Here is a 26896-nt window from a genome sequence, read left to right as displayed (position 1 = left end):
GGTGAATTATTGAAGTAAATGAAAATAAAAATGGCTGTCGAGAGTTTCTCGACAGCCTGAGCAGCCAGAGAGTTGGCTGCTTCTATTTTGTGTTTGGGTCTTTTCATAAAGATTAGGGCCGTTAGGTCGGGAAAGGCAACAACCTTTATTATTTAAGCCGAATCTTTACATCCCCATGGATATAGGCGGGATAAGCGTTCAGCTTGAGCGTCAGCAGCTCGTTCGGATCCTTCAACGGGTCTGCGAATCCATATACAATTGTGCCTTTATCGTCTCCGGAATGTCTATATTCATCTTCATGTAAATATTTAAATTCCCCTTTAGGAGCCATATATTGTGTAAAAACACTTCCGAGGCGGAAATCCCCCTTCAAGGTAAACTCAAGGTTATGTCCTTCCGGCACATACTTCACTTTCTCCAGCTTGCCATCCTTCGGTGCTTTCACGAGTTTTTCATGCGCGGGGTCGACCACGACTTCGAGCTCATCTTTATCAAGCGCCTGCAGCTTATGGAACACCAAATATAACCGCTTCGGCTTCTTGAAGTAATTGCTTTCCAGATAATATGTCACATGATTTCCTTCGCCGGACCGTGTTGTTCCATTTGATACCCGGGACCACGCCTCCCCTTTTTCATCGACCAGCTCCAAGTCTTCCATATTTAAGATCTGCTTGCTGTTCCCTTCGGGATAGTCAACGGAGACAGCCACCCTCGTCGGTGAAAAGGCGACATTCTTAATGAAAACCTTTTGTCCCTCGACCGATGCGGTCTTGTTGACCCGGATTGTTTGACTTGGGCCCATTTTAGTATGGTCAAGCGTGATCGGGATGCGCCAAACTTCATTTTCCAGTGATGGATCTCCCCCAAGCCGGACCTCAAGCTGGTAAGATTGGTCATTCAACGGATGCGTCAGTCCATAATCGGCCTCGAACAGCTGTGTCTTCGCTTTGTCAACATCTCCAATATCAGGAGTGAAACCAAGGGTATACTCTTTGATTTTTTCGCCATGGATATCTTGTAGCGATAATTGCTTCAGCTTCACGTCCTTGAATTTACGGCCATCGGCGGCAGACAATTTGTAATACAGAAACATTTGCTGATCATCGGCAATGATATTCTCGACTGTGAAAGTCACCCCTCCGTGGGAGTCGCTCTTTCCAATCTTTTGGACAAAATTGTGATTGACAAGATCGACGAGCCCTTTATCCTGATGAACCAACTCCACGATTTTTTCCATTCCGGGCAGCTTCCTCACATAGCCGGCCACCAAGTCCGATTGATGGATGGCACCTGCCAGCAGCATCAAGAAAAGTATAGCGGCCGCACTCGATTGGATCCAATACCTGGCGTGAATGCGGCGTGCCCTGGAAGACTTACCCTTTTCGATCCCGGCTAAAATCGCCCGGTCCAGCGCATCTTCCGGTACCGTGATATGATTGAGTTTCTCTTTAGCATTGGAAAGCTCTCTTTCGTATTCATGCATCCCGGACATCCCCTTTCCTCCCCAGATCCTGCTTCAATAATCGAAGTCCTTTTGCAAGCCACGTTTTAATCGTACCTTCAGGAGAGTCCATTATCATGGCTATTTCTTTGATTTTCAGGTCATGCAAGTACTTCATCGTGATGACTTGGCGATATTTTTCATCCAAGCTATTGATGGCTTCCTCGATTTCAATGGGATAGAGATCTTCCTTGGAGCCGGCTGTTTCAATGACCTGATCGCTAAAAACGATTCGATTGCGCTTCTTTAATTCATCGTTGCAGTAATTAATCAGGATCCGAATGAGCCATGTGGAAAAAAATTCAGGCTTTTTTAATTTTTTTATGAAACGATACGCCCTGAATGTCGTTTCCTGAATCGCTTCAAGCGCATCGGCTTCGCTTTTCAAATACGAGTATGCAATCCGGTAAAGCCGTTCTTTATGGCTTTGCATCAACTGGTAAAAGGCCTCGTGATCCCCTTTTTTTGCTTTTTTTATGATCTTAAGCTGGTCCAATCACCCATTCCCCCTTCCCTCTCAACGATTAGACGGCAAACGTAGAAAAAAAGATTTAATAAAATGTTTTTTATGGCTATTTCTTCAAAAAACAGAAAAAAATGCCGCAGAAATATCTGCGGCAACAGCATCATTTTTTAAAAAATGCATTTTTCCCGATCCGCTCCACTAGCCTTGGAAATAAGGCATACAAAGTGCTCCCTATGTTCATCCATCCAGGCAGGTTGATTTCACGCGTATTGGTGAGCATGCGCGAAACTACTTTACCGGCGACATAGTGGGGTGTGAGCATGAATTTTTCAACATTTTTCACATATGTGCCTGATTCATCGGCAACGTCAAAAAAATTGGTCGCAATCGGTCCAGGATTGACGGCGGTGACATATACATCAGATCGAGAAAGCTCCATCCGGATGCTGTTCGTGAAGCCGAGGACCGCATGCTTCGACGCAGCATAGACGCTTGATTTCGGGGTGGCCAATTTTCCTGCTTGGGAAGCAATATTGATGATGTGGCCAGAACGATGATGGCACATGTCCGATATGACCTGCTGAGTGCAGGCGATCAAGCCGAGGACATTGACATTGAACATTCCGGAAATGTCATTGAAGTCCGCATCAAGGATTTCATCAAAAACGCCAAAGCCGGCATTGTTCACAAGTACGTCGACGCGGCCCATTTTTTCATACACTGTTTGAAAAACAGCCGGGATTTGATCATGTTCGGAAACATCCAAGCTGGAGATATAGCAGTGAACCCCGTAGTCAGAATCAATTTTTTCTTTTATTGATTGAAGCTTGTCCAGCCTTCGCGCCAATAAGAATACATTGGCTCCATTCTGGGCGCAAAGGTATGCCATCTCTTCACCGATCCCCGCAGACGCCCCCGTAATGACAACGTTTTTCCCATGAAGACGCTGATTATTCACGATGGTTATCCTCTCCCTCATAAAGCATGATAGTAATAGACGCCGCCACGTTCAATCGATTCAATCTCCCCCTCGGAAATCAAATAATCCAATTGTGCGACGCTTTCCGATAAAGTCAAGGCTGGCTCCTTTTCGTAAACGGCCGGAAACATCTCTTTGCAGATTTCGAAGGCGGTTTTCTCTTGTTTAGAGATCATGTCCTTCACTTGCTTGGCGCGGGCATGCTGCTTTGAAAGCCTTCTTTCAATCAGGTCATGCACCTTCAGCACCTCTGTCCCATGCCCCGTGTATGCTTTTGTAATGCGATAGTCGAGCATTTTCTTCAATGATGCATTGTACTGAAGCTGCGGCTTCGGCCTTGCTTCATCCGGCTTTAAAGGCGGTTCCAGCAGCGGATTGGATGAGATCGTCGCCAATATATGATCACCGGCAATCAAGGTCCCGGTTTTCTCATTAAAAAATGATAAATGGCTTTGGGCATGTCCGGGAGTTTCCAGCACCAACCATCCCGGACAGCCAGGAACTGCATCCCCTTCTTGAAGGGTACCCGTCAATGGCCGCTGACAGGAATACTTCAAGGGGGATTTCATGGTTTTCAGCATATCATCCACATTACCCTCGACGCCGAATTGGTGAAAGAGCTCATAATAGTAGCGGTCATGTTCTTCATCGAATTGATTCGTTCGAAATAGCCATTTCCGACAATATGTATGGCCATAAACCGGCAGATCATCCGGAAGCCAGTCCAGCAGGCCGACATGATCGGGATGATGGTGTGTCAAGACCACTTGCTCGATATCCTCTGGGGTCAATCCAATCTGGGAAAGTTGAAAAAGAAAGGCTTCCCATGCCTCATCGGTTTTGGGGCCGGCGTCGATCAAGGTGAGCTTCTCACCCTTCAACAAATATACGTTCACATCCCCGACGGCAAACGGGGTTGGAAGAATCAGCTTAGCTATGTCATTTTGCCAAAATGTCATTTTCATCATCACCTATAATTATTATTTTTATATAAAATCAAACGAACATTCTTACTTCAGTTTACAGATATTAAGGCAAATTGTCATTATGTTCCTATAAGGAGTATGGAATCCAATCGATATCCGTACCTTTCGCTGCAATCGCCATTTATGAAAGATTCCTATTTAAAAAAGTTAAAAACGACAATCTATTAGAAATTCTTTATATTTATAATCAAAGTCTGTGCAAGGTTGATTTCCTCGGAAGCATGCTCGCTTTCCGAGGGGCGCGCAGGTGAGCCTCCGGCGTCTCGCACCTTCCGCTCCAATCAACCTCAATAGAGGCTCTGTTAAATCTTTTTGTTGCTTTTAGCTCTTTCCAGCTGTTGATTGTAGTGCAGGTCGAAGACTCCGGAAGGAAAAACGGAGGAGGAATAGAGCAAGGATGAACGATTAAGTTCGGTACGACCTCAAAAAATGCCAGGCATTTTTTTCGTGCGATGTGTCGCTGTCGAAGCGTTCCTTGTCCTGTGCCAACATCGAACGACCTCACTTCGTGTGAGGCCCGCGGAAGGAAGAGACTTGCACGGAAATCAACCTTCACTACCATTGAAGACTAAAAGAAAGAACACCATATACCCTAAAAATATCGGAATCTAGGATATAATAGAAAAAAACAAAATGAAATTGGTGAATGGATGCATTATTTACTCGGTTTGATTTTAATTGTATGGATTGTGATTGCCATTGACTTACTCATCGGCATAAGGAAAATAGAAAAGCTGGAATCGACCAGTGCATTGAGGGATGGTCCGCTTGTCTCGATCGTCATTGCGGCCAAAAATGAGGCAGATTATATACGCAGAAGCATTGAAAGCCAGCTTCAACAGACATATAGGAACATCCAGTGGGTCCTTGTCAACGATCGATCATCGGACGGCACTGGAACAATCATGGATGAAATGGCAAAAAATCACCCTCAGCTGTCAGTCATCCACATCGAAAGGCTGCCGGATGGATGGCTCGGAAAAAACCATGCCTTATATAAAGGGTTTCAACAGGCTGATGGGGAGCTGATCTTATTTACCGATGCTGATGTGGTTTTTGAGAAACACGCGGTGGGGAAAGCCGTGAATTACATGATAAAAAATAAGATTGACCATTTGACAGCAGCACCAGATTTGAAGGCAGAGCCATTTTGGCTGAAAACATTCGTTGCCTTCTTCCTTTTTGGCTTTTCGTACTACAAGCGGCCGTGGAAAGCAAATGATGATCGATCCAAGATCGGGATCGGCATCGGGGCATTCAATCTGATTCGTTCTTCAGTGTACAGCCGAATCGGAACACATGAGGAAATAAAAGCTTGCCCTGATGAAGACCTGCAATTGGGCATGCTTGTGAAACGCTTTGGGTACAAACAAAGAATGTCGACAGGGCTGTCGCTTCTTCAGGTTGAATGGTACCCGTCATTGCTGTCGGCCTTGAAGGGACTGGAAAAAAATACGTTTGCCGGGTTCAATTATCAGGCAGCCATGGTTGTTTTCGCCATAGCAGCAGTATTCATTTCACAGGTGCTCCCTTTCTTTCTCATCTTTACAGGGGACGGGTGGTCAAAGCTTTTATCAGTCATCGTCATTGCTTTGCTGTTTTTCCTGTACAAAGCTGTCATCAAGAAGATGACCAACTTTTCCCCTTGGCTCTTTCTTGTCTTCCCGTTCACAGCATGCCTCTTTCTCTATTCGATTCTGAGGGCGACCTTTCTGACGTTCAAACGGGGAGGAATCGAATGGAGGGGCACGATGTACTCACTGAAGGAACTGAGAAGACATCGCCGGCACTGATAAGCATCTTTCTTTGAACACCGGTTAAACGCTGATATAATGGATACCATATTTAGGGTCACTAAATAGTTGGGAGGCAATCAATATGGCAAATAAAAAACTGTTTGAACCTTATAAAATAAAAGATCTTACATTAAAAAATCGTATCGTCATGGCACCGATGTGCATGTATTCATGCGAAAACGAAGATGGAATGGCCGGGGATTGGCACTATACCCACTATACGAGCAGGGCTGTAGGCCAAGTCGGATTGATTATCACGGAAGCTACAGCTGTGACTCCTCAAGGAAGAATTTCACCGCAGGACTTAGGGATTTGGAGCGATGAACATGTAGAGGGGCTTTCCAAGCTTGTACAGATGATGAAAGCCCACGGGGCGGCAACAGGGATTCAATTGGCCCACGCCGGAAGAAAAGCCGTTCTGGAAGGCGAAATCCTTGCACCATCCGCGATTGCATTCAATGGAGACATGAAAACACCAAAGGAAATGACGGATGAAGATATTCAAGAAACGATTCAAGCATTCAAGGAAGGCGCCGTACGCGCGAAAAAAGCCGGATTTGATGTGATTGAGCTTCATGGTGCGCATGGATACTTGATCAACGAATTCCTTTCTCCTTTAACGAACAAACGCACGGATACATACGGAGGCTCCCCTGAAAACCGCTACCGTTTCCTGCAGGAAATCATCGAGGCGGTGAAAGAAGTATGGGATGGCCCATTATTTGTACGCGTATCAGCACGCGACTATCACCCGGAAGGACTCGATGTCGAAGATTACGTATCCATGGCAAAGTGGATGAAAGAACAGGGAGTCGATTTAATCGACGTCAGCTCAGGGGCCGTAGTACCGGCGCAAATTCCTGTATATCCCGGCTATCAGGTCAAGCCTGCTGAAGCCATCAAGCATGGCGCAGATGTGCCAACGGGTGCTGTCGGATTGATCACCACCGGTATCCAAGCTGAGGAAATACTTCAAAATGACCGGGCAGATCTCATTTTCCTAGCCAGAGAACTGTTAAGGGATCCTTACTGGCCAAGAACGGCTGCCAAAGAACTTAGAGTCGACATCGAACCTCCAAAGCAATATGAGCGGGGCTGGCTGTAAACTTTTTCGTTATTAACCATACAAAAGGCATCGGGAGGAACTTATCCCGATGCCTTTTGTCATTTTTTTATATTTACTTGGTAATCATTACATGGTAATTGCTGTAGATTGAAGAGCATTTTGTAAATTCCGATGCGCCTTCGGAAAGCGAAGACTTGCTCGGTAACCAATTTCACTCCCATATTCTCCAAATATGTACAGAATCGCCATCCATCCTGATGTGATAGACATCAGGATTGGTCAGGTTCATCAAATGCTCATATCCATACTGCTCATCGAATTGCCTCAGGAGCAGCGTCGATAGATTCCCATGGCTGACTAAAATGATATTTTCATAAGGTGACTTACGTATTTCCTCTATAAGCGATTTTGCCCGGTCGAACCCGGCTTGGGAGGATTCCCCGCCAGGGAAGGCCAAACTGAAATCATCAAAACTTTCTCTTAATTTGTCTTTCCAATCAGGGAAATCCTCTTGGCTCAGCACCCGTTCCGAAAGGCGCACATCCTCTTCAATATTTAAATCGATTGACTCAGCCAGCGGCCGTATCGTTTCCATAGCCCTTAGGAACGGACTTGAGACGATTCGATCAATCTTTTTATTTTGAAAAAAAGAAATGAGCCCTTGAGCCTGCCTTCTACCAAGTTCGGTCAAAGACGCAGAAAACTCCTGCCCTTCTGCTTTGGCATGACGGACGAGATATATATTTTTTTTCATTCTACTCCCCCGTTTCGCGGTTTGAGTACGGTATATCAATCTCCATAAAATCAAATGCGATATCCGAATTTGCAAAGATGGACCTCGCCTCCTCGCGCATGGAAGCCCAATCGTCTTTCCCGTAGCGGGAGCTGATATGCGTCAACACAAGTGATCGTACATTGGCGCGCATCGCGATGTCCGCCGCCTGTGCAGTCGTTGAATGAAAATAATTGTGGGCCATTTCCGCACTGTCTGCGGAAAATGTAGCTTCATGTACGAGCAGGTCGGCATCCCTTGCCAATTCCACGGCATTATCACACGGACGTGTATCCCCAAGGATTGCCACGATCCTCCCTTTTTGATGAGGGCCTAAAAAATCAGCTCCATGAATGACGGAACCATCCTCCAAAGTAATGGACTTCCCTTCTTTCAAATGTTTGAAGTGCGGACCAGGTTTAATCCCCATTTCAGCAAGTCTGTCTGCCTGTAAAGTGCCTGGTTTGTCGCTTTCAATGATCCGATAGCCAATCGAAGGAAGCGCATGGTCCAGAGGCAGGGCCTCCACTGTAAATTGTTTATCTTGAAAGACCGTACCCTCATCGATCTCGATGATTTCAAGCGGATATTGCAGATGGGTATCGCTGATTTTCAATGAGACATCAATAAATTCCTTGATCCCCTTTGGACCGTATATAGTCAACAATGATGTCCCGCCCTGGAAGGAACGGCTCCCCAAAAAACCAGGCAGCCCGAAAATATGATCGCCATGAAGGTGAGTAATAAAAATTTTCTCTATTTTCCTCGGCTTTAAATTCGTTGAAAGGATTTGATGCTGTGTGGCTTCCCCACAGTCAAAAAGCCACACAGCTTTCCTTTCATCCAATAGCTTTAAAGCCAGTGATGTAACATTTCTGATTTTCGCGGGCACTCCAGCCCCTGTACCCAAAAACAAAAGCTCCAATCAAACGACCTCCTACGATGTTCACTTGGTGCTATTTTAACACAAAGTTCATCCCTCTTGCCTTTTCAGCACTTCCTGCAGCGAAACCTTCTTGAGCTTTCGTTTGGCGATCCATATCGACACATAGTAGCATGCCAAAATCAATAAAAGGCCCACTGCGAACATAATCGGATCTACGGAAACAGGAAGCACATAATTCGTCTGGCTTGCGATTGATTTCATCAAGGCATCGATGCTGTAAATAGCGGATGGAACCCCGATGACATATGCCAGGAAGACGATTGGGGTATAAATATTCAGCATTAATTTCGATATGGTCGAATCTTCATAGCCAATGACTTTCATAAGAGAGATTGCAGCCGTGTTTTCATCGACGATCAAGTTGGTGATCAATGTAATGATGATCAAGCCTATCAAGAATGCCAGGAAAGCCATAATAAAAATCGAATACCTCATCGGTCCCATCAAGGATTCCATAGAGTCCATCATATCTTGTTTATTTTCAACCATTAGAACAGATTTTTCCTTTTTTGGTTTTTGCATGGTCCACTTGCCCAAGTAGGCATTTTCAGGATATTCGGCTAGCTGATTCAGCTCTTTCCGATCAATATAAGCGGAAGTTCCTGTATACAACTCCGCGATTCCTTTCACCCGGAATGATTTCTTTTTGTCATTTGACAACATTTTAATCGTGACCTGGTCTCCTTTTTTTACATTCAATGAGTAGGCAACCACCTTGTTAAGGATGATCCCCCCATCCATGGATGAAGATAAATCCTTTCCATCTTTATTTTTTAAGTTGAGTGAGTGGATGCCTTGATCAATGCCATAAAGCTGGATTTTCTTCGGTTCAGCAGCATTTTTACTTTTCACATCAGCTTCGGCAATCGAGAATACATCCGCTTCGCCCTGAAGCTTCCCTTGCTTGAGCTCTTGATAATAAATGCCGTAATTATAATTCATGCCTTCTTGATAGGTTTTGTTCATCAATACATCCATGGAGTTCATGCTGATGAATCCATACATGAGCAGAATGGTGGCAAAGCAGATTCCGATGAGCAAATAAACGATCCTGCCAATATTTTTGGTCAGCATCCTTAGGCGAAAGCGCATTTTAAAACCTTTGACGATCGGAATGGACTTCCTTGGCTTTCGGCCTTTCTTGTCTGTCGAAGCGGGGCGCAAAAGTTCAATCGGAGAAAGCGACACTTGTTTTCGGATAGCCCAATACCCCGCTGACACGAGCAAGATGAGTGGGACAAAGACGGCTCCCAAAATCACGAACGGGCTCATCCCCCACCGAGACAATAAGGGCAGGTTGTAGAAAAAAGTATAATAGTCCGTTAATGGGAGAGACAGCAAAAGGCCTGAGATGATCCCAAGAAACGAACCGGATAGGCTCACGATGACCGGATACAATATATATGCCTTAATCAATTCACTGGGACGGTATCCCAAAGCAAGCTGTGTGCCGATTTGCTTCCTCTGCGTTTGCAAACGGCGCCTCACTAAAATAATGACCATCATCATAGCAATGATTGCAATAAATAGAGGCAGTGCGGTCGTAAAAGACCTTGTACCTTTGATTTCGGTATTGATATATGATATCCGTGAATTTTCCTTTGCATTGACCCATCTGATAACAGGGGAAACCTTAGATATGGATGATTTCAATTTAGAAAGATCATGTTTATGTTCATTCCACCTGCCTACATAGTAGAAAGTTTGTGGTCCAAGTGCATCGATATTCTTTTCACTCGTCAATGCTATTCCAAAAGCAGATGAATCATGAATCAAATCTTCTTCATTCTTTACGGAATAGATATAATCGGGAAGATAGGCTAAACCAGAGATCTTCCAATCCGTTCCATTAAGCTTGATCATATCTCCAACTTTTATATTGTTCGCCTTTGCAAACGCCTCCGATATCGCAAACTCGTGATTCTCATCAGGAAGCCTTCCTTCAGATAAAAAGGCTTGATTGACTGAATGGGGAAGATTGAAAAAACGCAGACTCTTTTTGGCTGAAAGATCGACATCAGCCGTTATACGCTTCTCAATGACAACGCCATTATTTTTTTCGATTTGTTTAATCGCTTCAGAATCCAACTGGCTCGATACATAAAAATGAAAATCCTCTTGCTTATAATCCCGTTTAAATCGTTGATTGCTTTGATCGACCGCTGTAATGGAAGCACTTAACATGACATACATCAATACGGCAATCATAATGAGCAGCATCGTCCCTCCATACTGCCATTTCTTTTGAATCAGTTCCCGAAATATCCCTTTATACAGCTTTTTCATACCCATTTCACCTTCTCGGCAGAAACCGGCGATTCATTGTGGTCGATGGCAGCAAGTTCCCCGCTTTTCATTTTCACGACCCAGTCTGCCATGTCGGCAAACCCTTGATTGTGAGTGATGATGAGGATGGTCGTTTCATATTTTTTATTGATATCCTGCAGCAAATGCAAGATCTTTTTCCCGGTTTCTTCATCTAATGCTCCCGTCGGCTCATCACAGAGCAGCACCTTTGGATTTTTAACAAGAGCCCTGGCAATGGCCACCCGCTGCTGCTCACCGCCGCTTAATTGATGGGGATATTTATGTTTCTTATCGAGCATGCCCACCTTTTCCAATACATCATCTATATCCAATGGGTTTTCACTGATTTCAGCCCCTACCTCTACATTTTCCCTGACGTTCAATGTTGAAATCAGATTATAGGATTGAAAAATAAATCCGATTAGTTCCCTTCTATAGCCAGTAAGCTCCTTTTCCTTGCAGCGGCTGATATCGCGCCCCAGAACCGAGATGCTTCCCTGACTTAGGCGGTCTATCCCTCCGATTACATTCAACAGCGTCGACTTTCCAGATCCTGAAGGGCCGAGTATAACGGAAATAGATTTATCAGGAAGATCAAAGGAGACATTTTTCAATGCCCTCACCTCAATCTCGCCGCTTTTATACGTTTTACAAACATTATCCAATGAAATCATGGGTCCCTCTCCTCCTTTTCAACATAATCATACACAACTTAAAATACATCCACAATATATTTATGAAATATTTTAATGATTTTATTTCATAAATTAAATATATTATCTTGGAGATAAATTGTTGCGAAACATTTGCGAATTAATACTTAAACCGCTAAAATTAAATACTTGTACAGGGTTTTTTTATAAGTCTGTTTTCGAAGAGAATATTTTAAATAAAGGCTTTTTCTAAAGGATAGTTGTTATTAACAGTTTTTCTTGTCATCATAAGCTGCTGAATGTAGTTGAAGATGCGTGAATAAAGCTGGTCAGTTGAAGGGCCTCAGTGGAAATAAACCTTATTTAATAGCAGCAAACTTTGCGAAAAGGGCCTTTAAATAAAAGATCTAGGTAAATACTACATAGAAAAGAACGCTAAAAAAGTGAGGTACTTAATTGTGAAGCATAATGATATCCCGACTTCTTTAATCATGATTTTTGGGGCGACCGGAGACTTAGCCAAGAGAAAACTGTATCCATCACTGTATCATTTATTCAATAAAGGGAAATTGACGAAGCGATTCGCTGTCATTGGTGTCGCCCGCCGTCCATTGTCACATGAGGATTTCAAAGCGCATGTCAAAGACTCGGTTCTTACATCGATCGGAAGCAACGATAATATCGATGAGTTTGTGTCTCATTTTTATTATCAAGCACATGATGTGACGGATTCGGATTCTTACATGGCTTTAAAGAAGCTTGCCGATGATTTGGATGGAGAGTACTCAATCGATGGCAACCGCATTTTCTATTTGGCGATGGCACCGGAGTTCTTCGGAACGATTGCTGAACATTTAAAATCAGACGGACTTACAGACACTTCAGGCTTTAAACGATTAGTCATCGAAAAGCCATTCGGGCATGATTTGCCATCTGCCCAAGAATTGAATGAGCGGATCCGGACCGCCTTCTCTGAAGATGAAATTTACAGGATCGATCATTACTTAGGAAAGGAAATGATCCAGAACATCGAAGTCATTCGCTTTGCCAATGCACTCTTCGAACCTCTCTGGAATAATCGCTACATTTCCAATATACAAGTGACATCAAGTGAAACCCTTGGTGTCGAAGAGCGCGGAGGCTACTATGAAAAAAGCGGCGCCCTTCGCGATATGGTGCAGAACCACATGCTTCAGATGGTCGCGCTTTTAGCCATGGAGCCGCCGATTAAGTTGACGACAGATGAAATTCGGAGCGAAAAGGTGAAGGTGCTTCGTGCACTTCGTTCGATAAAGGATGAAGGAATTAAAGATTACTTTGTAAGAGGCCAATACGGAGAAGGTCAAATCGATGGGAAATCCGTTTCAGGCTACAGGGAAGAACATAATGTTAATGAAGAATCAAATACAGAAACTTATGTAGCCGGTAAGTTGATGATCGACAACTTCCGATGGGCAGGAGTCCCCATTTATATCCGTACAGGTAAACGGATGACAGCGAAATCCACCAAAATCGTCGTGCAATTTAAAGATATACCGATGAACCTTTACTACAGCATGGATAAGCCGCTTGCTCCAAACTTACTGGTAATTCATATCCAGCCTGAAGAAGGAATCACGCTCCACTTAAATGCGAAGAAGTCAGGCCAAGGAATGGAAACGACTCCAGTGAAATTAAACTTCTCCAACAAAAGCGTGGATGGAATGAATACTCCTGAAGCTTATGAAAAGCTGCTGCACGATTGTATGCGAGGAGATGCGACTAATTTCACCCACTGGGACGAAGTGGCTTTATCCTGGAGTTTTGTGGACAAAATTTCGGATATTTGGGAAAGCACTAAGGATACTGGCTTCCCGAATTATGAAGCAGGCACAATGGGGCCAAGGGCAGCGGACGAGCTTCTGGCAAAGGATGGATTTTTCTGGTGGCCAGTCACAAACCTGGACGTAGATAACTGTTAAAACTATTAATTTTTTCTGGAGGGGAATAAGATGAAAATTTATGATATTACCGCACCAATCTATAATGGCATGCCTGTATATAAAAACAAGCCCGAAAAGCAGCCGAATGTTGAAACGAATACAAATGGGCACGTAACGGAATCAAGGATCTGCATGGATGTCCATACAGGCACCCACGTCGATGCACCGCTTCACATGATCAATGATGGGGAAACAATCGAGACGATCGATATCGAAAACTTGGTTCGGCCATGCCGAGTATTGGATTTGACAAGAGTCGACGGAAAGATCACGAAAAATGATATCATTTCCTACGATATTCAAAAGGGCGATTTCATTTTATTCAAAACGAAAAACTCATTTGATCGTGAATTCAACTTTGATTTCATTTATTTAGCTGAAGATGCCGCACAATATTTGGCTTCCGTCGGCATCACAGGTGTGGGAATCGACTCTTTGGGCATCGAAAGAGCCCAGGAAGGACACCCGACACATAAAGCGTTGATGTCCAATGACGTGATCATCATTGAAGGCCTGCAGCTTGAAGAAGTTCCGGAAGGAACGTATTTCATGATCGCCGCGCCGTTGAAAATCCAAGGTACGGATGCTTCCCCGGCAAGGATTCTATTATTGGATCAAATCATCGCATAATTGAAATGAAAAAACCAGGGCTTGCCAATGAGCGGCGCCTGGTTTTTTCATGGAATTCATCCTTCTTGATTATCATAAGTTCCGTTCCATTCCGCTGAACATATAATTTAGCGATGGAAAAATTGCAAAGCTCAACAGTTCTAAGGAGGTACGTCGATTTGGACCGGACATCGGTGGATGATTACATTCAAAATGGGATTTATGGAGAGAAGCAGACAAAGCCTGGTGAACGAAAAAAATTCCTGGGGACCATTCGCGAAAGGGTCGTTGTCGCATTGACGAAAAGACAGATCCGGGAAAGGAAAGTCTTGAACGAACTGGAAGGCATCATGCGGAATCACAAAAAGGCGAAGCTATTATTGAATGGAGAAATGGATTACACGTATTTATCCCCCTTCATCAAACTCTCAAATAAATACGAAATTCCGTTTTCGATTGTCAATGATGCACAAACTACGACAGAAATCGGTTTGGTGCTTGCATACGATCATGCAGTGGACATTGAACAAATATATATAGAATCAGACATTGCAAAGGTTGAAAGCAGCGAGCAAAAAAAGAACAAAAAAAAGAACAACTCCCTCTTTGGCAAGTTGTTCAGAAAGAAACGATCGCGGTGATCACATTTTGCAGATAAAACAGGATCGAGAAGTCACTTTCTCGATCCTGTTGTTTATCGGTCCAGCCCATACGTCGATGAACAGGAAGGTTCCGCTTTTATTTATCCAGCTGCACCTTCCTATCGAGTAGCGGGCTTCCCTCCCCTCGTTTACGATAAGTCAACATCGCTGGACTTTGTCCCGCGTGTTTCCTTTATCTCACTCGAGTCGGTCCAGCCCATACGTCGATGAACAGGAAGGTTCCGCTTTTATTTTTTCATCCATTCTGTGTGGAAGATTCCGTCTTTGTCTACGCGTTGATAGGTGTGCGCCCCAAAGTAGTCGCGCTGCGCTTGAATCAAATTGGCCGGCAGCGTCTCTGTACGGTAGCTGTCGTAATAGGCCATGGCCGATGAGAAGCCAGGTACAGGGATGCCGTTTTGAACGGCAACTGATACGACTTCGCGCAGTGCATACTGATAGCTCTCAACAATCTCTTTAAAGTAAGGATCAAGCAAGAGGTTATCCAATTGAGCTTCACGATCATAGGCGTCTTTGATTTTTTGCAGGAATTGGGCGCGGATGATGCATCCTCCCCTGAAGATCATGGCGATGTCGCCATAGCGCAGATTCCAATCATATTCTTCTGAAGCATATTTCATCTGTGAAAAGCCTTGGGCATAAGAACAGATTTTACTCATATACAGCGCTTTGCGGATAGATTCGATCAATGCCTTTTTATCCCCGGTGAATCCCTTCTTCCCTGGGCCGCTGAGCACTTTGCTCGCCTTGATGCGTTCATCTTTGATGGCCGAAATGAATCGGGCAAAGACGGACTCCGTGATGATCGGCAGTGGTACACCCAAGTTCAAGGCGCTTTGGCTCGTCCATTTTCCCGTTCCTTTTTGGCCTGCTTTATCGAGGATGACATCGACCATTGGCTTGCCGGTTTCTTCATCTTTTTTTGTGAAGATATCAGCGGTAATCTCGATCAAATAGCTGTCAAGCTCACCTTTGTTCCATTCCGCGAATACTTCATGAAGTTCTTCCGCAGACAATCCAAGTACATTTTTCAAAAGGAAATACGCTTCTGCAATCAGCTGCATATCCCCATATTCAATGCCGTTGTGAACCATTTTTACATAATGGCCGGCCCCATCCGGACCGATATAGGTCGTGCAGGAATCTCCGTCCACCTTGGCTGCGATATCCTTCAAAATCGGCTCGATCAGATCATAGGCTTCCTTTTGCCCTCCCGGCATGATGGATGGTCCTGTCAAGGCGCCTTCTTCTCCACCTGACACTCCAGTTCCGATGAAATGAATCCCAAGCTCGCTTAATTTCTTGTTCCTGCGCTGGGTATCCTCAAAAAATGTATTTCCTCCATCAATCAAGATATCCCCCTTTTCAAGATGAGGGGTCAATTGATCGATTGTCGCATCCGTTGGAGCACCCGCTTTGACCATAAGCAATATTTTGCGGGGCTTTTCCAGCGAATTCACGAATTCTTCGATGCTGTATGTACCTGTGACATTTTTTCCTTTTGATTCTTTAAGCATTTCTTCGGTTTTTTCGCTTGAACGATTGTAGACTGAAACCGAGTATCCCCTGCTTTCAATGTTCCAAGCCAAATTTTTTCCCATAACGGCGAGTCCGATAACGCCTATTTGCTGTTTTGACATTTTTACTACGTCCCTTCTGATTCGAGTGTATAAACACATGCATCATAATCGATTTCACTGTATCAGTATTCCCCATTCGATGCAAATAAAAGGCTTAACTTTAATCCTCACGCTCCACTTTGGAGTCGAATAAAAAATCTTTGTTAAAGCTTGTATCAGTCTTGCTATTGGATGTTGTTTCCTTCGTTTTGACGCCTTTTGTGATCGAACCTTTCCCGAATCGTTGATTCAAAGTGTCGATGGCTTTATACAGGGGCTCCTTTTCCGCTTCCTTTTCATATGAGAAAAGGTCCATCTGCATGAATGCATCTTCTTCCTCTATTAAATCCTGGCCCGTCACCCCTAATAGACGGACGGCATTCCCATTCCAATGCTCAATGAACAACTGACTGGCCGCTGCAAAGATTTCTTCTGGTTTGACAATGGGATTTTTAAGCTTGCGGCTTCTTGTTATCGTCTTGCGATCTTTGTAACGAATCATGATTGAAATATTTTTAGCCAGTGCATTCTTTCTTCTTAATCGATGTGAGACCTTTGATGAAAGCTCCTTCAATACATTCAGGAGCTCTTGCTGATTGGACACGTCCCGTGGAAGCGTAGTCGAATTCCCGACACTTTTGAAATCATACACAGAATCGGGATCGACTGCTCTTGAATCAATCCCGTTCGCCTTATCTTTGAGGCGGATGCCATTGATTCCCAGGACTTGCTTCAACTGAATATCATTTCCTTCAGCAAGCTCTTTGATCGTTTCAATATTGATCCCTTTTAATTTTTCAGCTGTCTTCGAGCCGATGCCATGCATTTCTCCAGCCGGAAGCGGCCACAGGATGGTCGGAATATCCCTTTTTCTTAGAACTGTGATGCCCATCGGCTTTTTCATGTCCGATGCCATTTTTGCCAGGAATTTATTCGGGGCGATCCCGATGCTGCACGGTAAATCAAGCTGCTCCATGATACGGTTTTGAATACTTTTCGCAATATCCAACGGGGACCCAAGCTCATAGCTTTCCGTAATGTCCATATAGCCTTCATCAATCGAAACAGGCTCGACCAGATCTGTGAACGTTCTTAAAATATCAAACATTCCCTTTGAAGCTGCACGATATCTCTCGAAATTAGGTTTCATGATGATCATCTGCGGACATTTTTTCTTCGCTTCCCAAAGAGGCATGGTTGTTTTGACCCCGTACTTCCTTGCCTCATAGCTGCAAGTGACGATTATCCCTTTTCGTTCCTCAGGATTCCCTGCTATCGCCAACGGCTTCCCTTTTAAGGAAGGATCGTAGGCCATTTCGACTGAGGCATAAAAACTATTCATATCCACATGAAGAATGACCCGGCCTTTCTTCGGGTAATAGCTTCTCACGTTATTTCACTTCCCATAAGCAAATGTTGTATACGTTCATATTTTTATTCATTATACCAATTCTGCGAACAACTCTACAGGGATATGGCTGATAAAAGAAGGCTCTTTTCTCATACGTTGTTGCTTTAGCTAATAAAGTATGATTATTTAAGCAATGTTTCAAGTTCAAAATTTCGTATATAGGGAGAAAAGAGCTGGAAAACATTATTTCAACGAACAAAATAGCTATTTTTACGTTAAAATCGGCATTAGGATCTTTATAACGACCTACGACCTTTAAGAAAACAGTCTAAAAAAAAGAGCCTGTCCGATTTTTAGACAGCCCCTTCGAGTTGTTTCATCATACTGTTTCCTGTGCGCTCACATATTCCTGAATTTCTTTTATCCCTTCCAATGTAGACACCAGGATATCAGGATCGATCATTGTAATGAGTCCATCTTCCATGTTGGCAACTCCGGAAAAGTATTTTGTGCTTTGATACCCCATCAATCCTACCTGTTTTAAGCGTTCGGATGGAATATCGATTATCTCCTTAGCTTCCCTGACAAGCAAACCGATTGAAATCTTTTCTGTCTGCAAGACGATCATCCGGGAGTGCTCATCCTTTTGGAGGGATTGCTCATAAAGGAGCTCTTCAAAATCGAGGACGGGCAGAAGTTCCCCCCTCACCTTCACGATGCCCTTTACATAATGAGGCAAATGGGGTATCGCTTTGATATCGGGAAGCTTTTCAATGGATATGACATAATTGATCGGGATGCCATATTCTTCTTCATTCACTTTGAAAATGATTGCTTTCTCATTCATTCTTTTGACCCCCTTCGTGCAAAAAATATTTCGAAAGCATTATACTTCTAAATTTACCATACTTTTCATGAAAATGGCCGTGATTATATAAAAAAGACTGTCCCGCGGTTTCGGGACAGCCAAAAGTCGTTAAAAATGGCTCTTTTCTCATGAAAACAGCATTGGATTAGATCAGGATGCTGCTACTTCCTTCACGATGGCAACAACCATTTCGGAAAGCTTCGTCAGTTCTTCAACAGGCATGCGTTCATTTGTCGTATGGATTTCTTCATATCCTACCGCCAAATTGACAGTCGGTACGCCGAATCCTGCAATGACATTTGCATCGCTGCCTCCACCACTCGTAAGAAGATTGCTTTCGCGTCCGATTTTAGCGGCAGCTTTTTTTGCGATTTCCACTACATGGTCGCCCTCGCCGAATTTGAAGCCTGGATACATGACCTGAACTTCCACTTCTGCTTTTCCACCTAGTTCTTCCGCAGCTTGTTCAAAAGCTTCTTTCATTTTGGCCACTTGCTGTTCCATTTTCTCAGGTACTAGAGAACGGGCTTCAGCTAAAATATCCACACGGTCGCATACGATATTTGTCGCTTTGCCACCTTCGAAGCGTCCGATATTTGCTGTCGTTTCTTCATCGATTCGTCCCAGCGGCATTCTGGAAATGGCTTTGGAAGCAATCGTTATGGCAGAAACACCTTTTTCAGGGGCAACACCTGCATGTGCAGTCTTTCCAAAGATCGTTGTCATCAGCTTCGCTTGTGTTGGAGCAGCGACAATGATATTTCCGACCTTCCCATCACTGTCAAGTGCAAATCCAAACTTCGCCTTCACCAGTGATGAATCAAGTGCTTTAGCTCCGACAAGCCCTGATTCTTCACCGACTGTGATGATGAATTGGATCGTTCCATGTTCAATATTCTCTTCTTTCAAGACGCGAAGAGCTTCGAACATGCTGGCTAATCCAGCCTTATCATCCGCGCCCAATATGGTCGTTCCATCCGTCACAACATATCCATCTTTAATGGAAGGCTTGATTCCTTTTCCGGGAACCACTGTATCCATATGGGAAGTAAAATAAATCGGATCGACTCCATCTTTATTTCCCTTCAGCGTGCAGATGAGATTTCCTGCACCATGTCCAGTTTGTTCCATCGTATCATCTTCGAATACTTCGACGCCGAGGTCCTCGAATTTTTTCTTTAAAACCTTGGCAATTTCACTTTCATTTTTAGTCTCTGAATCAATTTGTACCAGTTCAAGAAATTCATTTAGAACTCGTTCTTCATTTATCATAATATGAACCTCCAATTATGTATTCACGAAATAAGTATACCGTGAATACGGTGCAAGGACAAATAAACTCCCTTTTGATCTATAACGGGATATTTCCATGTTTCTTGGAAGGACGTGTTTCTTTTTTATTCCTCATCATTTCGAGTGCCTGGATCAATTTGATCCTCGTCTCCCTTGGGTCGATGACATCGTCGACCATTCCCCTGGATGCAGCGACATACGGGTTGGCAAATTTCTCTCGGTACTCTTCTATCTTTTGGCTGCGGACCATTTCCGGGTCCTCGCTGCCTTGTATTTCCTTGGCAAAGATTATATTGGCCGCACCTTGAGGCCCCATAACGGCGATTTCGGCATTCGGCCAGGCATAGACCAGGTCTGCACCGATCGATTTACTATTCAATGCCACATATGCTCCACCAAAAGCTTTGCGCAAAATGACCGTGATTTTTGGAACGGTTGCCTCGGAGTAGGCATATAAAATCTTGGCTCCATGGCGGATGATGCCTCCATGCTCCTGTTTGACCCCCGGAAAGAAGCCGGTGACATCTTCAAAGGTAACCAACGGTATATTGAACGAATCACAAAAACGAATGAATCTCGATGCTTTATCGGAAGAGTCGATATCAAGCCCGCCTGCCATGAATTTCGGCTGATTGCACACGAGGCCGACCACTTCCCCTTTGATTCGGGCAAGTCCGATTACGATATTCTTTGCAAATTCAGATTGTATTTCCATGAAAGATCCATGATCAACCACATGCTCAATCACTTTGCGCACATCATATGGCCGGATGGCATCGAATGGGATGATGTCCGTCAGTTCCGGACGATAATGATCCTCATCTTCAAAAGCAGCAATCTGCGGCCTTTCCTCATTGCTTTGGGGAAGATAGGAAATAAGTTCCCTTACCATGGAAAGTACCTCTTCCTCACTTCCCCCGCGGAAGTGGGCATTGCCGCTGATGGAATTGTGTACTTTTGAGCCGCCTAAATCTTCAGGAGTTATTTTTTCTCCTGTGACAGTCTCGATCACCTTTGGTCCTGTGATGAACATCTGGCTCGTTTCATCAACCATGAAGACAAAATCAGTGATGGCAGGGGAATAGACTGCACCTCCGGCACAAGGACCCATAATCACTGAAATTTGAGGAATCACGCCTGAATATATCGAGTTCCTATAGAAAATATGGCCGTATCCATCCAATGAAACGACGCCTTCCTGGATACGAGCACCTCCGGAATCATTCAGACCGATGAATGGTGCCCCATTTTTCGCTGCCAGGTCCATTACATGGGCAATCTTTTTCGCATGCATTTCGCCCAATGCACCTCCAAAGACAGTAAAGTCCTGGGAGAATAGGTAAATAGGTTTTCCATTCACCTTTCCATATCCGGTAACGACCCCGTCTCCGGGACCTTCCACGGAATCGAGTCCAAAATCATTGCATCGATGTTGAATGAAAGGATTCAATTCAACGAAAGAACCAGGATCCACTAAAAGATCGATCCGCTCACGGGCCGTGAGTTTTCCTTTTTCGTGCTGTTTTTCTATCTTTTGATCACCGCCGCCCATTTCCACTTTGCGGCGCATGTCATATAATTCATTGATTTTTTCATATATGTCTGTCATTGTTCCTCTCCCCCCGATGTCATTTGTTTCTCGCACAGTTCATAAAGGACGCCATTCGCAGATTTAGGATGCATGAATGCGACCTGGGCTCCTCCTGCCCCTGATTTCGGTGCATCCTGTATCATGCGGATCCCATTTTCCTTCAATTCATCTATACGTTCCTGGATGGAATCGACCCCAAATGCTACATGATGGATTCCTTCCCCTTTTTTCTCGATAAACTTCGCAATGGCGCTTCCGGAATCTGTCGGCTCCAATAATTCTAGTTTTACATTTCCACTATCAATAAACGCTACACGGACACGCTCGGACTCTACCTCCTCTATTTTAAGGAGAGGCAACCCCAGTGTTTCCTGATAAAATGGCAGTGTTTCCTGAAGAGAGCGAACAGCTATTCCGATATGGTCAACCTTCTTGATCATCTGTCATCCTCCTTGGTGATAGAAATAGACAAAACTAATACTATATTCCATAAAGGAGGAGAAAAATCCTGCTAAATCCGACAAATTACGCAAGCGTTTTCATTTCCAACATGGAGATATGCTTGTCAGATCGCCTTTCAATCGATAAAATAATAGAAAGATGAAACCGCAGGAGGAGAGAGATTCGTGAGAAACAAAACGATCCAAAAAGTAGTCGTCTATTTAATGCTATTGGCCATGATTGCAACCACATTGATATTCGGACTCTCGATGTTTTTATAAAAGGCTCTTTTCGTAAAGTTTGGTGCTATTCATCAAAGTCTTTGCAAGGTTGATTTCCGCGGAAGGATGAATGATTTACAAGAAGCACTCTTTACAACAACAATCCTTGAGAAAACTGCCTTTTAAACAGAGAAGCGGAGATAGCTTGTCTAGAGGCGTATAGACCTGGGAAAATTACAACTTGAATTTTTTCTTGAAACAAAGAAACTTTATACCCTTCAATGGAAAAATAAGACTGTAGGAAAATTTGAAGATTCAAGTTTTCCTACAGTCTTTTTCTGTTTATTCCTAACGCAGGTTGAATTACTTCCGAGGCTCGGGGGGTGAGTCGGAAAGAAATGTCCATCAATTTATCTATAAATTATAATTAGGGCAGTCCCACAATCGGGACTGCCCGTTAAATTTCCCCTACTGGAATCCCACTCATTTTTGACCGTCTGATTTTATGGTATGGCGCCAAATCTTTTGGCGATTTTATTAAAACTATCCTTGCTGTTGGTGATATAGACCTTTGTACCAAGCGGGACCATGTCATATAATTCTTCGACAGCCTTTTTTGGCAGCCGTACACATCCATTTGAAATATACTTGCCGATTGACGAAGGGCGGTTCGTTCCATGCAGTCCGTATATCCTCCCATCCGTACCGCGGGCATCGAATCCGATCCACCTGGACCCTAATGGGTTCCGTGGGTCTCCTCCTGGAATGTTTCCCCTTCTGTAATAAGGATCTTTCGCTTTTATCGTAACGGTGAAAAGGCCTTCAGGCGTCAATTCATTCGTTTTTCCCGTTGCTACTTTCGTTTTTAGCTTTAAGTTGCCTTCATGATAAAAAGCGAGCTCATTAGTCCTTTTATTTATGATGATGAAGGGGTCTCCTTGAATGGGGTTCCTGCCGATCGGCCAGATTGGGGAGCCCATTACTAAAAGAAAAACTAAAAGAATTCGCAAACTGATCACCACTTTGGTTTTCCTTTAGTTTGCATCCCTTGCTTCTTGACGATACGTTTTTTTCTTTCTGATTCCCTTAAAGGAGCTTTTAATCAATAAATATTGTTCCATTTCCCTCACAAACTGAAATAAAGCGGCCCTGACCTCAAACTCTTCCCTTGTTTTGGGCAGTTCCATGCTTTCAAATGTTATTTTCATATCATACAGCTTTTTCAAGTATAGATAAGCAGTATTGCCGGGATGTATATTTGTGCTCAATTTCTCCATGAAGTCTGCAATGATCTGTGACTGTTCTACATTAATATCCAGCGACGTCACAATGGGAAGGACCCGTTCAATGATTTCAAACTGTTTTTCCCTCATTTTGAAGTAATGATAATATGTATCTTCCGTTTTGAGGACGTGGTTTTGAAGCTCCCGGACTGACAACCTCTTTGCCTCGTCCAAAAGCTTAGCCGTTTCCGTAATTTCTTTCCCATCCCAATCAAATTGATGCGTACGCAAATACCTGATGATTTCAGAAAACATGATTTGGAACTTTTTCTCTAGTTCTTCTTGATATTCCATCAGTTTATTCTCTGCGCTTGGCATATATAGATTCATGATCAATGCGACGCCGATGCCGATGATGATGATGAAAAATTCATTCAACAGGGAATGGATCGTGACTTGACCAGCAGAATAAATATGAAGGATGATGACGATGCTCGTGACAATTCCCTCTTTTGCCTTGATCATCACGGTAGTCGGGATGAAGAGCAGCAATAATAGTCCGATGACAATTGGCTGATAGCTCAAAACTTCGAAAAAGACAGACGAAAAAACCATCGCCAGCATGCAAGCCAGGAACCTGCTCCATGCGGCTTGAAGAGACTGCTTCTTTGTTACCTGTATACATAAAATGGTGATGATTCCTGCTGAGACGAAATTATGCAAATCGAACCACTGCGCGAGCATAATGGCTGCCACCGTCCCAATGGCGGTTTTGATCGTTCTGTATCCTATACGAAACATGGACCTTCTCCTAATAAAAAAGTATGTAACAATGAGAAAAGATGATCGAAATGACCATCTTTTCTCATTAAGAATAATATGTTTACAGTACTTTTTGCAAGAAATCCTGCGCACGCTGTGATTTTGGCTGGCTGAAAAATTCTGACGGAGCAGCATCCTCCACTAATTTGCCTTGATCCAAAAACAACACGCGATCCGCAACCTCTTTGGCAAAGCCCATTTCGTGCGTGACGATTACCATCGTCATTCCGGTATGAGCCAACGACTTCATTACCTCCAATACTTCTTTGACCATTTCTGGATCAAGGGCGGAAGTCGGCTCATCAAAAAGCATGATACGAGGGTTCATCGCCAGTGCCCTCGCAATCGCAACCCTTTGTTTTTGTCCACCTGAAAGGCGATTTGGATATTCCTCCGCTTTTTCGATGAGACCAACCTTCGTCAACAGATCCTTGGCCAGCACGGCGGCTTCCTCTTTTTTCAATCCCTTTACCTTGATCGGGGCATAAGTGATATTCTCCAATACGGTCATATGGGGAAAAAGATGAAAATGCTGAAAAACCATGCCGATATCTTTCCTCAACATTTGGCTGTCTACTTTTTTGTCGGTAATCTTCTCTTCATGCACCCATATTTCCCCGCCCGATGCGGATTCCAATAGATTCAGGCAGCGAAGGAATGTGGACTTTCCCGATCCGGAAGGGCCGATGACCGCGACCACTTCGCCATCTTGGATGGTGACATCTATATCTTTTAATACTTCGTTTTTTCCAAATGATTTCGTCAATCCTTGGACTTTAATCACTGAGTCTCATCCTCCTCTCTACTGCTTTACCTAGTATGGTTAAAATGATGACGAGAAGATAATAGATCAATCCTGCAAACAGCAATGGCTCGAAGAAAGAGTATAAATCACTCCCGACCATATAAGATCTTCTCATGATATCAGTCACGCCAATGACCGTAACAATGGCAGATTCCTTCGTTAGAGTGATGAATTCATTCATGAGTGCCGGCAGGATATTTTTCAGTGCCTGCGGCAGGATGATGTCCTTCATCATTTGTTTGTATGAAATCCCCAATGCAGAGGCTGCCTCCTGCTGACCCTTGTCCACAGCAAGGATTCCGGCGCGGATGATTTCGGATATATACGCAGCAGAGTTCAATGCAAATGACAGGACCGCTGCCGTATAGGGTTCAACTTGGCTTCCGATAATTTGAGGAGAGCCATAAAATATGAGCATCAATTGGAGTACGAGCGGCGTCCCCCTGAAAATCGATGTATAAACATCCGCAATTACTGCCAATACTTTCAATTTGCTGATTTTGAATAAAGCTAATATAATTCCGAGCAAGAACCCCAAGACCCCTGCCAATAATACTATTTTTAAGGTAACGCCTATCCCTTTCAATATAAATGGAATGGAAGGAATAAGCTGTTGAAAATCCAATGTCATGGGTCACCAACCTTTCTCATTTTTGGCATTCGTTCCACCGATAAATAGCGAAGACGTTCAATCGTTGAAAACTGAACGTCCCCAATTTATTATTTTTGTTCTCCACCAAACCATTTGACGACCAATTTATCGAGCTCACCATTGTCTTTCATTTCTTTAAGAGCTTTATTGAATTTATCTTTGATTGGGCTTCCTTTAGGAAATGCGATGGCAGAGCCTTTTTCATCATCTTTTGAACCAAGTGTCATCCCGGTTAATTGCTTGTCCTTCTTAAGGTACCCCTTTGCAACTGTATCTTCAATGATCGCACCCTGGAATCGTCCATTCACCACATCCTGCACAAGCTCTGGGATTCGGTTCCTTGTTTCAACTTGTACGTTTACTTTTTTCTGTAAATCCTTGGCAGCATCCTCTTGGATAGAACCTAATTGAGCTCCTACTTTACCACCCTTTAAATCTTCTACACTTTTAATGTTGCTGTCTTTTTTCGTGATGAGCATATCATTTGCCTCATAATATACATCACTGAAATCCACGTTCTTTTTGCGTTTTTCAGTTGGCGTCATTCCTGAAAGAACCAAATCGGCCTGCTTTGTTTTAAGAGCCGTGATCAACCCGCTGAAGTCTTTATCCTCCACTTTGATCTTATAGCCTAGTTTCTTTGCAAGAGCATTTGCCAAATCAATGTCAAAGCCGACGATTTTATCACTTTTTGCTGTATCGACATATTCAAATGGCGGATAATCTGCAGAAGTCGCCATCACCAGTACTTTTTTATCATCGGCTGATTTGCCATTCTTTTGTCCGCATGCAGACAGCATTCCAACTGTTAATAAAGATATCATTATGATTGCCATTAATTTTTTCATTGAATATTCCTCCTTGAATTGATGTATATTAATTCAAAATATAGTATATTAATTCGCATATATGCATTCTATCATGATTCAATAAATATTCAATAGATTTTATAAATATTTATTTGCGAGATTGAAAGTTCCAATTTTCTGAGAATAATGACTGCGTTGCAGGAGTTAGGAGAACTATAATAATGATTCCGTGACCATCAGGGGGAAAGTTCAATTGAGGAGTATCATTTAGGTTAGCTGGTTCCTTTTACAGGGTGAATTCACTTTGGAAAGTATCAGGTTCGAGTGCTGGTTCCCTTCACAGAGTGAATTCATTTTGACGGGCACCTGATTCTCAATCTGATTCCCTTCATTGGAAAAAACACATTGACGGGAAGCTGATTCGCAATCTGATTCCCTATACAGGAAAAATCCATATTGACGGGCACCTGATTCGG

25 protein-coding genes are annotated in these 26896 nt (G+C 43.5%); 6 read left to right on the top strand and 19 right to left on the bottom strand.

Features of this window, described 5'->3' with window-relative positions; all coding sequences use genetic code 11:
- Nucleotides 1-148: 148 nt before the first annotated feature.
- From D9X91_RS21255 to D9X91_RS21240, 4 genes are all read right to left on the bottom strand, one after another.
- Entirely contained in the window at nucleotides 149-1492 is a 1344-nt protein-coding gene (locus tag D9X91_RS21255) for a DUF4179 domain-containing protein (RefSeq protein ID WP_121682663.1), read from the bottom strand.
- Nucleotides 1476-1997, bottom strand: a complete 522-nt coding sequence (locus D9X91_RS21250; RefSeq protein ID WP_121682662.1) for a sigma-70 family RNA polymerase sigma factor — start codon at nucleotides 1995-1997, stop codon at nucleotides 1476-1478. The genes D9X91_RS21255 and D9X91_RS21250 overlap by 17 nt, the downstream gene beginning before the upstream one ends.
- Nucleotides 1998-2127: 130 nt before the next feature.
- The gene (locus tag D9X91_RS21245) at nucleotides 2128-2925 is read right to left on the bottom strand and encodes an SDR family NAD(P)-dependent oxidoreductase (RefSeq protein ID WP_233569885.1); all 798 of its coding nucleotides are present in this window, start codon (nucleotides 2923-2925) and stop codon (nucleotides 2128-2130) included.
- 17 nt (nucleotides 2926-2942) lie between these two features.
- Nucleotides 2943-3905: an MBL fold metallo-hydrolase gene (locus tag D9X91_RS21240; RefSeq protein ID WP_121682660.1), complete on the bottom strand. Its 963-nt coding sequence runs from the start codon at nucleotides 3903-3905 to the stop codon at nucleotides 2943-2945.
- Nucleotides 3906-4582: 677 nt separating this feature from the next.
- Between D9X91_RS21240 and D9X91_RS21235 the strand changes: the two genes are divergently transcribed.
- Nucleotides 4583-5725, top strand: coding sequence for a glycosyltransferase (locus D9X91_RS21235; protein ID WP_121682659.1), 1143 nt, complete (start codon nucleotides 4583-4585; stop codon nucleotides 5723-5725).
- An 85-nt stretch (nucleotides 5726-5810) separates the two neighbouring features.
- Nucleotides 5811-6833, top strand: coding sequence for an NADPH dehydrogenase NamA (namA, locus tag D9X91_RS21230; protein WP_121682658.1), 1023 nt, complete (start codon nucleotides 5811-5813; stop codon nucleotides 6831-6833).
- 172 nt (nucleotides 6834-7005) lie between these two features.
- On the opposite strand, the gene D9X91_RS21225 is transcribed toward namA, so the two are convergent.
- The 4 genes from D9X91_RS21225 to D9X91_RS21210 are packed head-to-tail and all read right to left on the bottom strand — an operon-like array spanning nucleotide 7006 to nucleotide 11493.
- A complete protein-coding gene (locus tag D9X91_RS21225; RefSeq protein ID WP_121682657.1) occupies nucleotides 7006-7548 on the bottom strand; it encodes a histidine phosphatase family protein in 543 nt (180 codons plus the stop codon).
- 1 nt (nucleotide 7549) lies between these two features.
- Complete coding sequence (gene rnz / locus D9X91_RS21220) at nucleotides 7550-8491, bottom strand: ribonuclease Z (RefSeq protein ID WP_121682656.1); 942 nt, start codon at nucleotides 8489-8491, stop codon at nucleotides 7550-7552.
- Nucleotides 8492-8539: 48 nt separating this feature from the next.
- Nucleotides 8540-10798 carry an ABC transporter permease gene (locus tag D9X91_RS21215; protein WP_158598384.1) on the bottom strand — a complete coding sequence of 753 codons (2259 nt, stop codon included), beginning with the start codon at nucleotides 10796-10798 and terminating at the stop codon, nucleotides 8540-8542.
- A complete protein-coding gene (locus tag D9X91_RS21210) occupies nucleotides 10795-11493 on the bottom strand; it encodes an ABC transporter ATP-binding protein (protein ID WP_121682654.1) in 699 nt (232 codons plus the stop codon). The genes D9X91_RS21215 and D9X91_RS21210 overlap by 4 nt, the downstream gene beginning before the upstream one ends.
- A 470-nt stretch (nucleotides 11494-11963) precedes the next feature.
- On the opposite strand from D9X91_RS21210, the gene zwf reads away from it, so the two are divergent.
- The 3 genes from zwf (at nucleotide 11964) to D9X91_RS21195 (ending at nucleotide 14704) form a co-directional block, all read left to right on the top strand.
- Nucleotides 11964-13433 carry a glucose-6-phosphate dehydrogenase gene (zwf, locus tag D9X91_RS21205; RefSeq protein ID WP_121682666.1) on the top strand — a complete coding sequence of 490 codons (1470 nt, stop codon included), beginning with the start codon at nucleotides 11964-11966 and terminating at the stop codon, nucleotides 13431-13433.
- Nucleotides 13434-13463: 30 nt separating this feature from the next.
- Nucleotides 13464-14084 (top strand): cyclase family protein, encoded by a 621-nt coding sequence (locus tag D9X91_RS21200; RefSeq protein WP_121682653.1) that lies wholly within the window; start codon nucleotides 13464-13466, stop codon nucleotides 14082-14084.
- A 158-nt stretch (nucleotides 14085-14242) separates the two neighbouring features.
- Nucleotides 14243-14704: a YueI family protein gene (locus D9X91_RS21195; RefSeq protein ID WP_233569883.1), complete on the top strand. Its 462-nt coding sequence runs from the start codon at nucleotides 14243-14245 to the stop codon at nucleotides 14702-14704.
- A 248-nt stretch (nucleotides 14705-14952) separates the two neighbouring features.
- Here the strand turns inward: D9X91_RS21195 and gndA are convergent, their stop codons facing one another.
- From gndA to mce, 6 genes are all read right to left on the bottom strand, one after another.
- Nucleotides 14953-16365: an NADP-dependent phosphogluconate dehydrogenase gene (gndA, locus tag D9X91_RS21190; RefSeq protein WP_121682651.1), complete on the bottom strand. Its 1413-nt coding sequence runs from the start codon at nucleotides 16363-16365 to the stop codon at nucleotides 14953-14955.
- Between the two features lie 100 nt (nucleotides 16366-16465).
- Complete coding sequence (locus tag D9X91_RS21185) at nucleotides 16466-17734, bottom strand: DNA polymerase IV (protein WP_121682650.1); 1269 nt, start codon at nucleotides 17732-17734, stop codon at nucleotides 16466-16468.
- 340 nt (nucleotides 17735-18074) lie between these two features.
- Nucleotides 18075-18542, bottom strand: coding sequence for a chemotaxis protein CheW (locus tag D9X91_RS21180; RefSeq protein ID WP_121682649.1), 468 nt, complete (start codon nucleotides 18540-18542; stop codon nucleotides 18075-18077).
- A gap of 171 nt (nucleotides 18543-18713) precedes the next feature.
- Nucleotides 18714-19835, bottom strand: a complete 1122-nt coding sequence (locus tag D9X91_RS21175) for a tripeptidase T (RefSeq protein WP_121682648.1) — start codon at nucleotides 19833-19835, stop codon at nucleotides 18714-18716.
- Between the two features lie 79 nt (nucleotides 19836-19914).
- Nucleotides 19915-21465 carry an acyl-CoA carboxylase subunit beta gene (locus D9X91_RS21170; protein WP_121682647.1) on the bottom strand — a complete coding sequence of 517 codons (1551 nt, stop codon included), beginning with the start codon at nucleotides 21463-21465 and terminating at the stop codon, nucleotides 19915-19917.
- Nucleotides 21462-21887, bottom strand: a complete 426-nt coding sequence (gene mce, locus D9X91_RS21165) for a methylmalonyl-CoA epimerase (protein ID WP_199738155.1) — start codon at nucleotides 21885-21887, stop codon at nucleotides 21462-21464. The genes D9X91_RS21170 and mce overlap by 4 nt, the downstream gene beginning before the upstream one ends.
- Nucleotides 21888-22073: 186 nt before the next feature.
- Between mce and prli42 the strand changes: the two genes are divergently transcribed.
- Nucleotides 22074-22169, top strand: a complete 96-nt coding sequence (prli42, locus tag D9X91_RS22645) for a stressosome-associated protein Prli42 (protein WP_158598383.1) — start codon at nucleotides 22074-22076, stop codon at nucleotides 22167-22169.
- A gap of 443 nt (nucleotides 22170-22612) precedes the next feature.
- Here prli42 and D9X91_RS21160 read toward each other — a convergent pair whose 3' ends face one another.
- The 5 genes from D9X91_RS21160 to D9X91_RS21140 all read right to left on the bottom strand — a co-directional run bounded on the left by D9X91_RS21160 (nucleotide 22613) and on the right by D9X91_RS21140 (nucleotide 26459).
- Nucleotides 22613-23119, bottom strand: coding sequence for a L,D-transpeptidase (locus D9X91_RS21160; protein ID WP_121682664.1), 507 nt, complete (start codon nucleotides 23117-23119; stop codon nucleotides 22613-22615).
- A gap of 24 nt (nucleotides 23120-23143) precedes the next feature.
- Entirely contained in the window at nucleotides 23144-24133 is a 990-nt protein-coding gene (locus tag D9X91_RS21155) for an aromatic acid exporter family protein (RefSeq protein WP_121682646.1), read from the bottom strand.
- 82 nt (nucleotides 24134-24215) lie between these two features.
- Entirely contained in the window at nucleotides 24216-24938 is a 723-nt protein-coding gene (locus tag D9X91_RS21150; RefSeq protein WP_121682645.1) for an amino acid ABC transporter ATP-binding protein, read from the bottom strand.
- Nucleotides 24931-25590, bottom strand: coding sequence for an amino acid ABC transporter permease (locus D9X91_RS21145; protein ID WP_121682644.1), 660 nt, complete (start codon nucleotides 25588-25590; stop codon nucleotides 24931-24933). The genes D9X91_RS21150 and D9X91_RS21145 overlap by 8 nt, the downstream gene beginning before the upstream one ends.
- 89 nt (nucleotides 25591-25679) lie before the next feature.
- On the bottom strand, nucleotides 25680-26459 hold the full coding sequence (locus D9X91_RS21140; RefSeq protein WP_121682643.1) for a transporter substrate-binding domain-containing protein: 780 nt from the start codon (nucleotides 26457-26459) through the stop codon (nucleotides 25680-25682).
- Nucleotides 26460-26896: the final 437 nt, after the last annotated feature.

It is taken from the genome of Falsibacillus albus (assembly GCF_003668575.1).
Classification (GTDB): Bacteria; Bacillota; Bacilli; order Bacillales; family DSM-25281; genus Falsibacillus; species Falsibacillus albus.
This window is presented reverse-complemented; position numbering and strand designations above follow the sequence as displayed.

Bases quoted from the DNA above. Each gene is read 5' to 3' on its own strand.
- D9X91_RS21255 (WP_121682663.1), bottom strand. From the start codon at position 1,492: ATGTCCGGGATGCATGAATACGAAAGAGAGCTTTCCAATGCTAAAGAG.
- D9X91_RS21240 (WP_121682660.1), bottom strand. From the start codon at position 3,905: ATGACATTTTGGCAAAATGACATAGCTAAGCTGATTCTTCCAACCCCG.
- D9X91_RS21235 (WP_121682659.1), top strand. From the start codon at position 4,583: ATGCATTATTTACTCGGTTTGATTTTAATTGTATGGATTGTGATTGCC.
- namA (WP_121682658.1), top strand. From the start codon at position 5,811: ATGGCAAATAAAAAACTGTTTGAACCTTATAAAATAAAAGATCTTACA.
- D9X91_RS21225 (WP_121682657.1), bottom strand. From the start codon at position 7,548: ATGAAAAAAAATATATATCTCGTCCGTCATGCCAAAGCAGAAGGGCAG.
- D9X91_RS21215 (WP_158598384.1), bottom strand. From the start codon at position 10,798: ATGAAAAAGCTGTATAAAGGGATATTTCGGGAACTGATTCAAAAGAAA.
- D9X91_RS21210 (WP_121682654.1), bottom strand. From the start codon at position 11,493: ATGATTTCATTGGATAATGTTTGTAAAACGTATAAAAGCGGCGAGATT.
- zwf (WP_121682666.1), top strand. From the start codon at position 11,964: ATGATTTTTGGGGCGACCGGAGACTTAGCCAAGAGAAAACTGTATCCA.
- D9X91_RS21200 (WP_121682653.1), top strand. From the start codon at position 13,464: ATGAAAATTTATGATATTACCGCACCAATCTATAATGGCATGCCTGTA.
- gndA (WP_121682651.1), bottom strand. From the start codon at position 16,365: ATGTCAAAACAGCAAATAGGCGTTATCGGACTCGCCGTTATGGGAAAA.
- D9X91_RS21180 (WP_121682649.1), bottom strand. From the start codon at position 18,542: ATGAATGAGAAAGCAATCATTTTCAAAGTGAATGAAGAAGAATATGGC.
- D9X91_RS21175 (WP_121682648.1), bottom strand. From the start codon at position 19,835: ATGATAAATGAAGAACGAGTTCTAAATGAATTTCTTGAACTGGTACAA.
- D9X91_RS21170 (WP_121682647.1), bottom strand. From the start codon at position 21,465: ATGACAGACATATATGAAAAAATCAATGAATTATATGACATGCGCCGC.
- mce (WP_199738155.1), bottom strand. From the start codon at position 21,887: ATGATCAAGAAGGTTGACCATATCGGAATAGCTGTTCGCTCTCTTCAG.
- D9X91_RS21155 (WP_121682646.1), bottom strand. From the start codon at position 24,133: ATGTTTCGTATAGGATACAGAACGATCAAAACCGCCATTGGGACGGTG.
- D9X91_RS21145 (WP_121682644.1), bottom strand. From the start codon at position 25,590: ATGACATTGGATTTTCAACAGCTTATTCCTTCCATTCCATTTATATTG.
- D9X91_RS21140 (WP_121682643.1), bottom strand. From the start codon at position 26,459: ATGAAAAAATTAATGGCAATCATAATGATATCTTTATTAACAGTTGGA.